At 68.5% G+C, this 14,445-nt stretch carries 14 protein-coding genes; 6 read left to right on the plus strand and 8 right to left on the minus strand.

Translation table 11 applies throughout. The features are described 5' to 3' along the window. The first annotated feature begins 11 nt into the window (after positions 1–11). Positions 12–677 carry a TrmH family RNA methyltransferase gene (locus ACFTS5_RS21260; protein WP_378633582.1) on the plus strand — a complete coding sequence of 222 codons (666 nt, stop codon included), beginning with the start codon at positions 12–14 and terminating at the stop codon, positions 675–677. Between the two features lie 131 nt (positions 678–808). After that, positions 809–1,900, plus strand: coding sequence for a glycoside hydrolase family 76 protein (locus tag ACFTS5_RS21265; protein ID WP_378634463.1), 1,092 nt, complete (start codon positions 809–811; stop codon positions 1,898–1,900). A gap of 1 nt (position 1,901) precedes the next feature. Here the strand turns inward: ACFTS5_RS21265 and ACFTS5_RS21270 are convergent, their stop codons facing one another. Both ACFTS5_RS21270 and ACFTS5_RS21275 read right to left on the minus strand, forming a co-directional pair. Then, entirely contained in the window at positions 1,902–2,567 is a 666-nt protein-coding gene (locus ACFTS5_RS21270; protein WP_378634465.1) for a DedA family protein, read from the minus strand. Positions 2,568–2,599: 32 nt separating this feature from the next. Next, positions 2,600–3,256 (minus strand): DedA family protein, encoded by a 657-nt coding sequence (locus tag ACFTS5_RS21275; RefSeq protein WP_378634467.1) that lies wholly within the window; start codon positions 3,254–3,256, stop codon positions 2,600–2,602. Positions 3,257–3,468: 212 nt separating this feature from the next. On the opposite strand from ACFTS5_RS21275, the gene fbaA reads away from it, so the two are divergent. Together fbaA and ACFTS5_RS21285 are read left to right on the plus strand one after the other, a co-directional pair. Then, positions 3,469–4,506, plus strand: a complete 1,038-nt coding sequence (gene fbaA, locus ACFTS5_RS21280) for a class II fructose-bisphosphate aldolase (RefSeq protein ID WP_378633585.1) — start codon at positions 3,469–3,471, stop codon at positions 4,504–4,506. Positions 4,507–4,536: 30 nt separating this feature from the next. After that, positions 4,537–5,655 (plus strand): BTAD domain-containing putative transcriptional regulator, encoded by a 1,119-nt coding sequence (locus ACFTS5_RS21285; protein WP_101465335.1) that lies wholly within the window; start codon positions 4,537–4,539, stop codon positions 5,653–5,655. 52 nt (positions 5,656–5,707) lie between these two features. Here ACFTS5_RS21285 and ACFTS5_RS21290 read toward each other — a convergent pair whose 3' ends face one another. The 3 genes from ACFTS5_RS21290 to ACFTS5_RS21300 all read right to left on the minus strand — a co-directional run bounded on the left by ACFTS5_RS21290 (position 5,708) and on the right by ACFTS5_RS21300 (position 9,386). Beyond that, the gene (locus tag ACFTS5_RS21290; protein ID WP_378633588.1) at positions 5,708–6,766 is read right to left on the minus strand and encodes a fused (3R)-hydroxyacyl-ACP dehydratase subunits HadA/HadB; all 1,059 of its coding nucleotides are present in this window, start codon (positions 6,764–6,766) and stop codon (positions 5,708–5,710) included. A gap of 98 nt (positions 6,767–6,864) precedes the next feature. Beyond that, on the minus strand, positions 6,865–8,838 hold the full coding sequence (locus tag ACFTS5_RS21295; protein ID WP_378633590.1) for a hypothetical protein: 1,974 nt from the start codon (positions 8,836–8,838) through the stop codon (positions 6,865–6,867). Between the two features lie 284 nt (positions 8,839–9,122). Beyond that, the gene (locus ACFTS5_RS21300; protein ID WP_378633593.1) at positions 9,123–9,386 is read right to left on the minus strand and encodes a hypothetical protein; all 264 of its coding nucleotides are present in this window, start codon (positions 9,384–9,386) and stop codon (positions 9,123–9,125) included. Between the two features lie 977 nt (positions 9,387–10,363). Here ACFTS5_RS21300 and ACFTS5_RS21305 point away from each other — a divergent pair. Next, on the plus strand, positions 10,364–10,798 hold the full coding sequence (locus ACFTS5_RS21305; RefSeq protein ID WP_378633595.1) for a DUF3151 domain-containing protein: 435 nt from the start codon (positions 10,364–10,366) through the stop codon (positions 10,796–10,798). A 25-nt stretch (positions 10,799–10,823) separates the two neighbouring features. Continuing rightward, complete coding sequence (locus ACFTS5_RS21310; RefSeq protein WP_378633598.1) at positions 10,824–11,990, plus strand: aromatic acid exporter family protein; 1,167 nt, start codon at positions 10,824–10,826, stop codon at positions 11,988–11,990. A 2-nt stretch (positions 11,991–11,992) separates the two neighbouring features. Here ACFTS5_RS21310 and ACFTS5_RS21315 read toward each other — a convergent pair whose 3' ends face one another. From ACFTS5_RS21315 to ACFTS5_RS21325, 3 genes are read right to left on the minus strand one after another with little or no spacing between them, the layout of a single operon-like run. Beyond that, positions 11,993–12,847 (minus strand): glycosyltransferase family 2 protein, encoded by an 855-nt coding sequence (locus ACFTS5_RS21315; protein WP_378633601.1) that lies wholly within the window; start codon positions 12,845–12,847, stop codon positions 11,993–11,995. A gap of 40 nt (positions 12,848–12,887) precedes the next feature. Next, positions 12,888–13,676 carry a site-2 protease family protein gene (locus ACFTS5_RS21320; protein ID WP_378633603.1) on the minus strand — a complete coding sequence of 263 codons (789 nt, stop codon included), beginning with the start codon at positions 13,674–13,676 and terminating at the stop codon, positions 12,888–12,890. Continuing rightward, entirely contained in the window at positions 13,673–14,302 is a 630-nt protein-coding gene (locus tag ACFTS5_RS21325; RefSeq protein ID WP_378633606.1) for a hypothetical protein, read from the minus strand. Before ACFTS5_RS21325 ends, ACFTS5_RS21320 begins: the two co-directional genes overlap by 4 nt. Positions 14,303–14,445: the final 143 nt, after the last annotated feature.

Here is a 14,445-nt window from a genome sequence, read left to right on the forward strand (position 1 = left end):
AGCATTGCCGGGTGAATGAAGCAGAGGTCGCGGGCCCGACCGAGTGGGGCGAGCACCCGCACGGCCTCGGTCCGTGGGAGCAGGAATACGACACCCCCGTCCCCACCGACGCGCGCTATGACCCTGTTCTGCTGGCCGAGGGCGACCGCCGCAACGTCGTCGACGCCTACCGCTACTGGACCCGCGAGGCGATCGTCGCCGACATCGACGCCCGCCGTTTCCCCTTCCATGTGGCCATCGAGAACTTCGGCCACGACGCCAACATCGGCACCGTGGTTCGTACCGCCAACGCCTTCGCCGCCGCCGCGGTGCACATCGTCGGCAGACGGCGCTGGAACCGGCGTGGCGCCATGGTCACCGACCGCTACCAGCACCTCGTCCACCACAGCGACCTCGCCGAACTGCGTGAATTCGCCGCGCGCGAGGGTTTGACGGTGGTCGCCGTCGACAATGTGCCCGGCGCGGTCCCGCTCGAGACCGCCGAACTGCCACGCGACTGCCTGCTGCTGTTCGGCCAGGAGGGCCCCGGGGTCAGCGACGACGCGAAAGACGCAGCGGCCCTGACTGTTTCGATCGCCCAGTTCGGCTCGACCCGCAGCATCAACGCCGGTGTCGCCGCGGGCATCGCCATGCACGCCTGGATCCGCCAACACGCCGACTTGTCTGCGGCCTGGTAACGGAATGGGCACGGAATGTCGGTACCACCTGGCACCATGGAGCCATGACCTCGCGCAGCGGCCGGCGCCCCCAGCCCTCTGATCGCGCCGGATCCGTGCCCACCCCGGCGCTGTGGTCCGAGCGTGCCGACATGGCCGAGTCCGCGATCGTCTCGCGGCACCTGCGGACGCTGTGGGGTTGTCCCGGAACGGAATTGGGTGTTGTCGGCTGGCCGGCGACTCGTCGTGAACGAGCCTTCGCGGGCTGGCACTACTGGTGGCAGGCCCACCTGCTCGACGTCGCGGTCGACGCCGCCAATCGTGTCCCCACCCCCGCCCGCCGCAGGCGCATCGGCGCGATCGCCCGCGGCATCCGGCTACGCAACATCACCGGCTGGACCAATCGTTACTACGACGACATGGCCTGGCTGGCCATTGCCCTGGAACGCGCCGAGCGCACGCAGGAACTCACCTCGGCGCGCAGCGGCCTGCTCGCCCTCGAGCAGAAGCTCTATGGCGCCTGGGAACCCGAGGTCGGCGGCGGTATTCCGTGGCGGATCAAATCGGACTTCTTCAACGCCCCCGCCAACGGCCCGGCCGGCATCGCGCTCTTACGCCTCGGCCGGGTGGAGCGCGCGCGAGAGATGGCCGACTGGCTCGACGCCACCCTCCGCGACCCCGAATCCGGCCTGATCCTCGACGGGATCCACCTACCCTCGGGCGAGGTCGAACGCCCGGTGTTCAGCTACTGCCAGGGAGTCGTGCTCGGTCTGGAAACCGAGCTGGCCGTGCACACCGACGACGACGAACGTCACATCGAACGAGTCAGCGGCTTGCTGGCCGCGGTGGAAGAACACATGACCACCCGCCTGGTGATCAACGGTGGCGGCGGCGGTGACGGTGGGCTGTTCAACGGCGTCCTGGCGCGCTACCTGGCGGTGGTCGCCCTGATGTTGCCCGGCGAGGGCAAGCAGGCCGAAACCGATCGGCGCACCGCCGCGGCCATCGTCAAAGCCTCGGCCACCGCCGCCTGGGCCAATCGGCTCGAGTTCGAAGGCGAGCCGCTGTTCGGATTCGACTGGAGTAAACCGGCCAGGCTGCCGGGCGGCACCGCGGGCGCGGGCAGATTCACCGCGGGCGGTTCGGTGACGGCCTCGGCGGTGCCCGAACGCGACCTGTCCGTGCAGCTGTCCGGCTGGATGTTGATGGAAGCGGCCTACCAGGTCACCGCGGCCGGGCTGTAGCTCAGCGCTCGGACTCGACCGCGACGCTCGGCTCGAGGTCGTAATCCTCGACCGGCCTCGCCATCTCCTGGCGATAGTGCCGGATACCGAGAACAGTGCCGACGATCAGGCCGACGATCAGCGTGCCGATCACCGCGGGCATCAGCCACGGAACCTGCTCGAGGAACTCGCCCGCGTAGTACCCGATCAACAACAGCACGGGCGCCCAGATGATCGCGCCGAGCGTGCTGGCCACCGTGTAGCGCCGATGATCCATCCCGGCCGCACCCGCGACCATCGGGCACAGCGTGCGCACCCACGGAATCCAGCGGGCCACCAGCACCGCGAGGAACCCGTGCCGTTCGAGCAGATCGGTGACCTTGGCCAGATTCTTGGTGTTGATATATCGGCCGTTCTTGCGCGCGACCAGGCGATGCCCGGTCCGCGCCCCGACGACATAACCCACCTGATTACCCGCGATCGCGGCGAGCATGGTGCCCACCGACAACGCCCAGACCTGCGCCTCGCCATTGGCGTGCGAGGCGAGCACGATGCCCGCGGTGATCAGCATGGAATCACCGGGCAGGAACAGCCCGATGATGAACGCGCATTCGAGAAAGACGAAAACTAGCACCACCGTGCAGACCACAGCGGGGCCTGCTGAGATCAGCGGATCGAAGCTGCCCATAGCGAGGGTCGACGGTACTGCGGTCACAGGGATCAGTGCGTCTCGTTCGTCGAAGCAGCCAGCTCGCCGCTCTGCGCCGGCGCGGCCGGTGCGTTGCGGCGCTCGAGCACCTTCTTACCGACCGTGATGATCGCGGGCAGGATCGAGACGAACACGATCAGCAGGAAGATTCCCTCGATGTGATCGCGGATGAAGGGCACGTTGCCGAGGAAGTAGCCGAGGATCGTGACGCCGCCACCCCACAGCACCGCGCCGACGATGTCGAACGCCACGTACTTGCGGTAGCTCATCTTCGACACACCGGCCAGCACCGGCATGAACGTGCGCACGATCGGCACGAACCTGGCCAGGATGATGGTCTTGGGGCCGTGCTTCTCGAAGAACTCGTGCGTCTCGGTGACGTAGTGCTTCTTGAAGAAGCGGCTGTCTTCCTTCTTGAAGATGGCCGGACCGATCTTGCGGCCGATCCAATACGCACACTGGTCGCCGGCGAAGGCTGTGAGAATCACCAACGGCACGAGCACCCAGATCGAGAGGGTCGAGCCCGGCTGCGCCGCGAGCATGCCGCCGGTGAACAGCAGCGAGTCACCGGGCAGCAACGGGAACAGCAGACCCGTCTCGATGAACACAATCGCCAGGATGGCCGGTAGCACCGCGTTCTTGAGCCAGGTTTCCTGGAGCAGATACATCGGGTCCAGCAACTGGGTCAACGCAAGGTTGTTCGTCACCGCATCGGATACCGCCAGCAAAGTCACGGCCCCCACAGTACCGGTCCGATCTGTGACGTGAGTGCCCTGCGGGTGAACCTCGCCCCACCGGGTGATCTCGCCTTCGCCTTCCTAATTTAGGGTGTGGCCTGACAGAATTGGTTTTTGCTCCCCACAAGACGGAGGTCACTGCTGTGCCTATCGCGACCCCGGAGGTCTACGCCGAGATGCTCGGCCGGGCCAAGGCGCACTCGTTCGCGTTCCCGGCTATCAACTGCACGTCGTCGGAGACGATCAACGCCGCCATCAAGGGCTTCGCCGACGCGGGCAGTGACGGCATCATCCAGTTCTCCACCGGTGGTGCCGAGTTCGGCTCCGGTCTCGGCGTGAAGGACATGGTCACCGGCGCGGTGGCACTGGCCGAGTTCGCGCACATCGTCGCCGCGAAGTACGACGTGACGATCGCGCTGCACACCGACCACTGCCCCAAGGACAAGCTGGACACCTACGTGCGTCCGCTGATCGCGATCTCGCAGGATCGCGTGAACGCCGGTCTGAACCCGCTGTTCCAGTCGCACATGTGGGACGGCTCGGCCATCCCGATCGACGAGAACCTCGAGATCGCCCAGGAGCTGCTGAAGGCCTGTAAGTCGGCCAACATCATCCTCGAGGTCGAGATCGGTGTGGTCGGCGGCGAGGAAGACGGCGTCGAGGCCGAGATCAACGACAAGCTCTACACCTCGCCCGAGGACTTCGAGAAGACCATCGCCGCGCTCGGCGCGGGCGAGAACGGGCAGTACCTGCTGGCCGCCACCTTCGGCAACGTGCACGGTGTGTACAAGCCGGGCAACGTGGTGCTCAAGCCCGAGGTGCTGGCTGAGGGCCAGCGCGTCGCGGCCGAGAAGCTGGGCCTCGAGTCCGGTGCGCAGCCGTTCGACTTCGTGTTCCACGGTGGTTCGGGCTCGCTGAAGTCCGAGATCGAGGACTCGCTGCGCTACGGCGTGGTGAAGATGAACGTAGACACCGACACCCAGTACGCCTTCACCCGCCCGGTCGCCGGTCACATGCTCGCCAACTACGACGGTGTGCTGAAGATCGACGGTGAGGTCGGCAACAAGAAGGTCTACGACCCGCGTAGCTACCTGAAGAAGGCCGAGACCTCGATGGCCGCGCGCGTGACCGAGGCCTGCAACGACCTGAAGTCGGCCGGACGCTCCGTGAGCAGTTTCTGATTTTCGTACCAACCAACGGGGCCCGAGCTCATGAGTCTTGATGTCCGTGTGCTCGGGCCCGTTCGACTGCTCGTCGGCGGCGAGCCGGTAGCGGTCGGCGGGCCCAAGCCGCGCGCTCTCCTTGCCGCGCTCACCGTCAATCGGCGGCGCGCGGTGTCTTCTGCTGTGCTCGCCGAGATGGTCTGGAACGAGGATCCGCCGGATTCCTACGCGGCCAGCCTGCAGGTGTTCGTGTCGAACATCCGTAAAGCGCTGCGCAACGCGGGGATCGACTCCGCGCAGGTGCTGCGGACCGAGGGCGCGGGCTATCGGCTCGAAATCCCCGATACCGCGTGCGATCTCGGACGTTTCGAGAGCGCGCGCGAAGCGGGTTCGCGGTGTTTGGATGTCGGTGACCACCCGGGTGCCGCCAACCTTTTCGGTGCGGCACTGCGGGAATGGACCGGGCGGGCGCTGGCCGACCTGGCCGGATTGCAATTCGCCGACGGGTTCGCCACCGCGATGAACGAGGAGCGGCTACTCGCCGTCTCCGCGCGCGTCGACGCGGAAATCGCCTGTGGCCGGGCGTCTTCGGTGATCGGCGAGTTGGTGTCGATGACCAACGAGCATCCGCTGCGTGAGCCGCTGTGGGGGCAGTTGATCACCGCGCTGTATCTGTCCGGGCGGCAGGCGGACGCGCTGGAGGCGTGCCGCCGGGTGCGCAGCGTGCTGGCCGAGGAGCTGGGAATCGACCCGGGGGCCGCGCTGATCGAGCTGGAGCGGCAGGTGCTGCGCCAGGAGCCGTTGAATGTGCTGGCGTCCAGGCGATCTGATCAGGTGGCCGCGGCGATGACCGAGACGGTCACCGAAGTGCCGCAGTCGATTCGCAACGGCAATCTGCGGTTCGCCGATGGGCGCACGCTGCCGATTCCCCATGGGGGGATCAGGATCGGCCGGATGACGGACAACGAACTCGTTCTCGATGATCCGAAGGCGAGCCGGTACCACGCGCACATCATGCCCAGCCGTGCCGGGCTGCTGATCAAGGATCTGCACTCGGCCAACGGGGTTTATGTCAACGAGGTGCCGATCGACAACGGGGCACTGCTGGCCGATGGGGACGTAATCCGTATCGGCGGAACTGTTCTGGTGTTCATCGCGGTGAAGTAGGTCCCAGGTCCGCCACGGTAGTGCGGTCGTGGCCGACCTGGGGTGGCAGGTACTACGTCAAGCGGATTTCGGCTGCGGCTCGGCCGAAGAGCTTGCGGCCCTCGGAGACTCCGCTCAGCAGCACGGTTGCCGCGCGGCGATCGGGATCGATCGACTTGATCTTTCCGGAGAATTCGATGACGCCCGCCTCGGCCGGGGGAACCGGAACGAATCCCGAGAAGCGCACGCTCAGCTTCTCGATGGCGGTCGGGTCGCCCAGCCAGTCGGTCAGATACTGCGCGGCCAGGCCCATGGTGAGCAGGCCGTGCGCGACCACGGTGGGGAGTCCGGCCAGTTCGGCGGCGCGGTCGCTGAAGTGGATCGGGTTGGGGTCGCCGGAGACGCCCGCGTAGTTGGCCAGGTCGCCGCGGGTCAGGCGGGCGGTGGCGGGGGGAAGTTCGGTTCCCTTTGTCAGAGAGTCGAATTCGGGGGTGGTGTTGACCGCGACGGTTTCGCGCGGGGGGAGCGCGGGGGCAATGCCGGTGTGGCGGATCAGGAGATCGCCCGCGCCGACACCGCCGATGGTGTCGGGGCGCGGGTGCATGCTGATGTTCTCGACGGCCTCGACGATATTAGGGTCGACCTCGATGCCGCGGCGGGCCACGATCGTGGTGGTGCCCTGCACGGCGACCTGGTCGTGCTGGTTGCGCAGCTTGAAGCCGACGTTGATGAAGTCGTTGTCGCCGAACTGGCGGATCGACTCGATCTCGATCTCGGTGCTGATCCGGTCGCCCGCCAGCATCGGGTGGAACAGCTCGAAGACCTGGTCGGTCTGCAGCACCTGCGACAGGTCGTACTCGGTGAGCACGCTGTCGAGCAGGGCGCGGGTGGCGGTCATGCCGATCACCGACGCGAAGGTCGGCGGGGCGATCACCCCGTCGTAGCCGAGCTTGCGCGCGTCGACTTCCTGCTGATGGGCGGGGTGCAGATTCTGCACCGCGCGAGCGAATTCCCGGATCTTCTCGCGGCCGACTTCGTAGTGATCGCGGAACGCGAAGCGCTGACCGACCAGCGTCGCATCCGGGACCACAGCATCGATGTCCGGCTGCTCCACTGTCTGTTCCCTGCTCATGATCCGGAAAACTTTACTTGTTCACCCATCTGGATCACCAGTTATGTGTGACCCGTCATAGCAGGCAGAAGTGCCCACTACGACGGGTCGACGCACGATCAGGGAGTGCCCGCGGGGTCGCACACCTTCCAGCTACCGTCGGTGCGCTGCAGGTCGAACGTGCGCGCGGTCCGCTTCGTCGGATCCGCCGTGGTGTACACCGTGGCCTGGGCCAGGGCGGTGTCACCGGTGATCCGGACCGCGTCCACGCTGTCCACGACCGGAATGGAACCGCGCTCGGTCGAGACCTCGTGCACGCCCTTGAACTGCTCGGGAGTGATGCCCTGATAGAACGTGTGCAGCTCGCCACACGTGCTCGCCCGCAGGTCCTCCAGGTCACCGCTGCGCAGCGCGTCGGTGTAGTCCCCGATCACCGCCTTCACCTGTCCTTCGGGCGAATCGTCCGCACCGCTCATCAGTGCCACGACCGTCGCGATCAAGGCGACGACCAGCACCGCGGCGCCACCGGCAGCCAGCAGCCACTTCTTCGACCGCTCGGCGCCGGGCGCACCGGCCTTCTCGCTCTGCTCGACCCCGACCCGCTGCGGCGGAGCCACCTGCCGCTGACCCTCGGCCAACTGCTGGGCCGGTCGAGTCGGCTGGATATCCGCGGGCGAAGGCGCCGATCCCCCTGTCCGCTGTGGCACACCCGGCCCGCGCGGCGGCGACGGCTGAGTCTCCTCGATTCCCTGCTGGTCGGAATCGGTCGGGGCGGCGCCACCAGGGGACTGGTTGCCCGCGGCCGCGAGTCCCGACAGACCGGCCGCAGCGGGCCCGAACTGCTTGGGACCGGCGGGTCCTTGCTCGCCGGCCGCCGCAGGGCCCTGCTGACCCGATCCTTGCTGACCGGCGGGCCCGTGCTGGCCTCGGCCCTGTTGGCCTGGACCGACAGGCCCGGGGCCGCCGGGCCGCGAGCCGGCAGGCCCTTGCTGAGCTGGGCCTTGCTGACCGCGTACGGGTCCCTGCGGTCCCTGTCCGTATTGGCCGGGACCCGACGGTCCCTGCTGTCCCGGACCCGCGGGGTGCTGTCCGGGACCGGCAGGACCGCCGAGCCCGGACTGACCGGCCTGTCGGGGACCGGCGGGACCGCGCGGCGTATTCGGCGGCGGCGTCATCGCGGGCCGCCCACCGGCGGGTGGCACCACCCGGTCGGTCGTGCCCGGCCCGGCAGTCTTCGCCCGCTGCACCGGCATCGCGGTGGTCGGCGCATCCGCCGAACTCACCGTCCGCATCGCCACGGTCCGATCCTCGGACCCGGAGCCTGCGTCCTTGGGCCCACTGGTCTGGAACTTCTCGGTCGCGTCGACATCAACCGGCTTGTCGCCCCGCGAGTCACCCTGTCCCGCAGCAGCACCGGACCCGGCGGCTGCGGACCCGGCGGCTGCGGACCCGGCGGCTGCGGACCCGGCGGCTGCGGACCCGGCGGCTGCGGACCCGGCGGCTGCGGACCCGGCGGCTGCGGGCCCTGTTACCGCGGGCTGTGCGGCTGCGGAGCCTGCTGCCTCGGCGTCCGACGCTTGCTCGGCAGGCGAGGGCGCGGTCTTTGCGGGCCTTGAAGCGGTGGATCCCGTGGTCGTGACCGAGTCGGCCTCGGTGTTCGTCTTCGCAGCGGCAGTCGGGTCGTCCTGCTGCTCTGCGGTGGCGGACGCACTCGAATCAGCTTCGGTCGCGGCGTCTTCCGTGGAGCTGTCGCCGTCCCGCGCCTGCGTGCCGGAGCTGTCATCGGCGGTCGACGTCGAGCCCCGCGCATCCGACGCCTCGTCGGATCCGCCGCTCGCGGTCGCCGCTGCGGCACCTGCGGCGACAGCACCTGCCGCCGCTGCTCCGGCAACCGCGCCACGTGTGGTGGTGTCGTCCGGCGCGGAGTCGTCGCCGAACTCCGCATCCGACGCCGCTGCCAGATCGGCCCTGTTCATCGCGGCAGTCGGCACATCGGCCTGAGCTGACTTCGACTGGGCGCCACCCATTTTCACGGTGCGGTCATCCGCCGAACCCCCGCGCCCCGCCGTCGGATTCCGTCCGGGAATCGACATCGCGGTAGTCGGCGCGTCCGGTCCGGCGATGTCGGACCCCTGCTCGTCCCGAGCCGCTGGGCCCGAAACTTTCGCATGGTCGCCCCGGCTCCCGCCGGGCAATCCCTTCGACAACCCGGCCAACGGCGAACCGCCGTCAGCCGAATCCTGTTCCGGCCCTTGCGCACCTGGTCGGCCGTTCGAACCCGAGGGCACGTTCCCTTGCCGTCCGGCGGAAGGTGAGCCACCACCGGGAGCGCCGACTCGCGAATCGACACCCGGTCCGGCGGGCTGCGATCCACCGCTCACATTGCCCGGCCCGCCCACCTGCCGAGCACCGGGCGCACCGGCATTTCCGCCCTCGACACGAGGTCCACCGGCCTGCTGCGAACCTGGGCCGCCACCCGGTCCGTATCCCGCGTTCGGTCCACCACCTTGCTGAGAACTGGGCCCGCGCCCCGCTTGCGGCGAACCCAGGCCACCCGGCCCTCGGCCCGCGGGTCGTCCACCTGCTTGCTGGGAACCCGGGCCACTCGGCCCGCGACCTGCTTGCGGCGAGGCCGGGCCACTCGGCCCACGGCCCGCCGGCGGTCCACCTGGCTGTTGCGAACCGGGACGACCGCTCGGCCCGAAACTCGCCTGGGGCCCACCGCTCGGTCCGTGTCCCACTTGTGGTCCGCCGCCCTGCGGCGAACCCGGCCCGCCGGCCGGACCCGCGGCGCGCGGCCCGCCCTGACCCGCATGCGGTTGTGCACCAGGCGCATTGCCCGGACGACCTGAAGGTTGTTGAGCACCAGCACCATTGCCGGGCTGTCCCGCTCCCGGCCGCGCCCCGCCGGGCGTGAACCCTGGACGGCCCCAGGACTGCTGTGCACCCGGTCCCGAAGACTGTTGTCCGCCGGCCACGGTGCCTTGTCGCGCGGGGCCCTGTCCCGCGCCGGGCGCAGTGCCACCCGGTCGTCCACCAGCGGCGTTACCCTGCGGTGCGCGCGGTCCATCTTGGGCAGACCCACCCTGTACCCGAGATCCGCCGGGACCACCCGGGCGCTGAGCGCCACCGGGCTGATCGCCCGGTCCCGCGGTGGGCTGCGTCCCGGAACGTGTGTCCTGCACGCGCGCACCGTCATCGGGCCGACCCGGCAGATCTCCTCGCCGGATCACCACGGTCTCATCAGGACCCACCGGCGGGCTCGTCGCCCGGTCCGGCTCGGTGACCGACTCCGGTGCGCCGGGAGGGGACGCGGACGAATCGTCACGCTGGCCGGGCGCGCCGGGACCGGCAGACTCTGCTGCCGGGTTGTTCTCGTCGGTCGGGTCGGACACCTCTGTACCCCTCGCTCAGGCTCGAACGTTGCACTCTGCGCTCAGCCTAATAGGCACAGCGGCGAAGCGGTCCCAAGTCTCTCGCGCACGGCCGCGGCGAAAGGACAGGCAGGCCCGGAGCGAGGGTGAAGGCACGCTTGACGGGCGCTGCGTGGGGGAGACCGCCGACGGCTCAGCGGCGGGCCGGTCGGCGACTGCCACAGCCTCGGTGCACAATGAACCCATGACCTCCTTCGGTGACCTGCTCGGACCGCAGCCGGTCCTCCTTCCCGAACTGATCGACGCCGAAGACGCCATTGCCGCGGGCACCGACCCGGTCGATGTCGCCGCGCAGTTCCCGGCCGCATCGATCGCGTGGGCCCAGCTCGCGGAAGCCGCTCTGCAGCGCGCCGGCGGCGAGGTGAACCACGACACCGTCGCGGCATACGCCTTCGCCCGCACCGGCTACCACCGCGGCCTCGACCTGCTGCGGCGCAACGGCTGGAAGGGCTTCGGCCCCGTCCCGTGGAGTCACGAACCCAACCAGGGCTTCCTGCGCAGCGTCGGCGCGCTGGCGAGTGCCGCGAAGACGATCGGCGAGACCGAAGAGTACGCGCGCTGCCTCGACCTGCTCGAAGATTGCGACCCGCGCGCGGCGAACGAACTCGGCCTGGACTGAGCCAGCGGTCGGGTCCGAGTCGTAGGTGAGCGAACACAAGCCTTTCGTCGCCGTTGCCACTCCGGTTGTCGCTGCCGCCAAGGTCAGCACCGTCGGCCGGTACCGGGCGTCGATCGAGCGCCTGCGGCTCTCGGCGATCCCGATCATCCAGTGCGCGCTCGGCGCCGCGCTGGCGTGGTTCATCGCCCACAATCTCGTCGGCCACATCGAACCGTTCTTCGCCCCCACCGCCGCGGTGGTCTCCATCGGGATCTCGTTCGGTGCGCGAGTGCGCCGGTCGGTGGAACTGGTGGTGGGTGTCGCGGTCGGCATCGGTATCGGCGACCTGTTCATCGCCCAGGTCGGGACCGGCGTCTGGCAGGTGGCGCTGGTGGTCGGCGGCGCCATGTCGGTGTCGGTCTTTCTCGGCAGCGGCGCGCTCATGACCATCCAGGCGGCGGGTTCGGCCGTGCTGGTCTCGACCTTGAACCAGGCGCCCGGCGCGGGTCCGAACCGCATGATCGACGCCTTGATCGGCGGACTCGTCGGGGTGGTGATGGTCGCGCTGATCCCACTGCACCCGGTGCGCCGCGCCCGCGAACACGCTGCCGACGTGCTGTCGGTGATGAGTAAATCGATGATCACCTGCGCCGAGGGCCTGCTCGAACAGAACTCGACGAAGGTGTCCGACTCGCTGTCGGCGGTGCGCGACACCCAGCCCCAGATCGACGCCCTGCGCGACGCGCTCGCGGGCGGCCGGGAGATCAGCCGCATCTCACCGCTGTACTGGAATTCCCGAAAACGTCTGGAACGCATCCACAACGCGGCCGACCCGCTCGACAACGCGGTCCGCAATACCCGTGTGCTGCTTCGCCGTTCGCTCACCCTGGTCCGCGACGACGAGGTTCTCGATCCGCGCTTGATCGACCTGGTCGACCAGCTGGGCCATGCCACCGATGTGGTCCGCAAGATGATGCTGGCCGATCCGGGCGAGCAGCCCGATCAGGCCGAAGCCCTCACGTCGTTGCGCAGCGTCGCCAAGGCTGCCCGCCCCGAACTCGTTGTCGGGGCGGGATTGTCGGCGCATGTGGTGTTCGCGCAGCTGCGCTCGATCGTGGTGGATCTGATGGTGGTGTGCGGCATGCAGCGCATCTCGGCGATCGCCCTGCTTCCGCCCACCGTGCCCAATCCGTATGTGACGCCGGAGGAGTAGCTTCAGTCACCGACGGGCGAAACACGCGGGCGCCCCGGTCGCAGCGAGAAACGCTTGCGATCGAAATCCCACGCCCGGTAGATCGGCCACTGCGAGGTGTGCATGATCCAGGCGCCGGTGATCACCGCGCGATGGAACGGCACGATGGCGTAGCCCTGATTGGCGATGGTCTGCAGGCCACGCAACTGGTACTTCCACCACACGTCCGGCGGGGTCTTGCGACGGCGCGCGGAGATCTCGGCCCGCAGCGTCGGCAGCTGGTCGATCCGCAGCTTCGCCTTCGACAGGCACAGCGCCAGGTCGAGGTCTTCGTGCAGGTCGCGACGGGTGGTGGTGGCGGAACGCACCTGGTCCCACGCCGAGCGCCGGATCGCCATATTGGCGCCGTGCACATTGCCGACGGGCTGCGTCTTGATCATCCCCAGCCGTTCCTGGCCGCCGATCGCGGCCGCGAGGAAGATGCCGATCGGGGAGTCGTGATAGGTGCTGATGCCGGTCACCGCCATGGTGTCCGAGTAGGAGTCGAGGTGGGCGCGCACGGTGGCGCCCCAGTCGGGGGAGACGAGGGTGTCGGCGTCGATGCGGCCGAGGTAGTCGCCGCGAGCCTTGTCGAAGCCGGTGTTGCGAGCGAACGCGACGCCGGGCTGCGGCTCGGAGATCAGCTCGATCTTGGGATGTCGGGCGGCGAGTTCGGCGACGATCTCGCGGGTGTTGTCGGTGCTGCCGTTGTCGACGACGACGATCTCATCGATCGTGTCCTGGCCGACGAGGCGCTCGAGGCATGCGGTGATGCCCGCTGCTTCGTCGAGCGCCGGGATGACGACGGACAGGACAGCGGACGATCCGGTGGAGCTCATACGCAATTTCCGTTCCAGGGTCGATTCTGACCCGAGGCTATCAACGCCAGAATCGGGTCAACTGGCCACCGTAGGCGGCCCACACCTCAGGTACCCCCGACAGTTCGAACAATGCGTAAACACCGTTGAAGAACACCTGGCTCAGCGGGGTGAAGAAGATGACAGCGAACAGGATCAACATGCCGTAGGGCTTGAACTGATCGAGCGAGCGACGGGTCTGGTAACTCAGCGACGGCTCGATGATCCCGTAGCCGTCCAGCCCCGGCACCGGCAGAATGTTCAGCAGAAACGCTGTGATCTGCAGAAATGCCAGGAAGCTGAGCCCGCACCAGAACGCGGGATGCTCGGCGACCGAGCCGAAAGCCCGGATCACGATCAGCAGCACCACCGCGCACAGCGCGTTCGACGCGGGGCCGACCGCGCTCACCAGGCGCTGCACACTCGTCTTGAACCGCGTCGTGTCCACATACACCGCGCCGCCGGGCAACCCGATCCCACCGAGCGCGATGAACACCAGCGGCAGACCGATCGACAGCACGGGGTGGCTGTACTTCAGCGGATTCAGCGTGAGATACCCACGCACCTCCACCTCGTGATCGCCTGCCCGCCACGCCACGTACGCGTGGGAGAACTCGTGCAGGCACAAGCTGATGATCCAGCCGAACACCACGAGCACGAATACGCCGACCTTGGCGCGCACCGAATCGATGTCGGCGTCCCAGGCGAGCGCACCGCCGCCCACGGTGATCAGGACGATCAGCAGGAAAACCGGGCTCGGCCGGACCGCGTTGTGCCCGGACCGCCGATCCGAGGGGAAGGAGTAGGTCATCGCACCAGGAGCCAGGGTTGTTCGAATCGATAGAAGGTCGAGCGGGGGACGGTGCGTTCGGCGGTGATCCCGTCGCGGGTGACGACCGCCCCCGGCGTCCCGAGCTGGGCGGCGCGGCCGGACACCCAGGTGCGCTTGCGCAGGCCTTTGCGTACTCGCGCGCGGACTCCGGGCATGGTCATCGTCGGCGAGATCAGCATCGTGGTGACCTTGCCGGTGAACAGCAGCGTGTCGTCGACATAGGCTTCGCCCTCGAGCTTCGCGCCGTCCACGCCGGTGATGCTCGCGCGGCCGACCAGCACGGTGCCGGTGTCGTCGCGGATCAGCGGGGTCTCGATCGCCCGGCCCTCCACCGCTCGCTTCGCGGCGCCGTTGCCGGTTCCGGTCTGATAGACCCGCGAGGCGTAGGTGGTGTCGACCGGGACGAAACCGACTTCGACGTGCAATCGCTCGGTGCGCATCAGGTGGGTGAGCACGGCCGCGAGCGAGGCATCGGCGCCGAGCACGATCAGGCGCGGCAGGCTGTCGGCGGCCAGCACCGGAAGCAGCTCGTCGATCACCGCGACATCGGGGACCCGCCCGGTCTGGGTGTTGGGTAACGACGAGAGCGCGATCGGGACCGGCATTTCACCGCATCGGAGAACGTGGGTACTCAAACTGCGGTACACCCTCCTCGGTCACGCAAACTCACTGCCGACTGGTAACCGTAACCGATCAGGGCAGGTGCGGTAGGGCGGGGTCGAACCGCTCCGGCGGGGCAGGTCGACGG

The organism is Nocardia sp. NPDC056952 (assembly GCF_042674185.1).
Taxonomy (GTDB): domain Bacteria; phylum Actinomycetota; class Actinomycetes; order Mycobacteriales; family Mycobacteriaceae; genus Nocardia.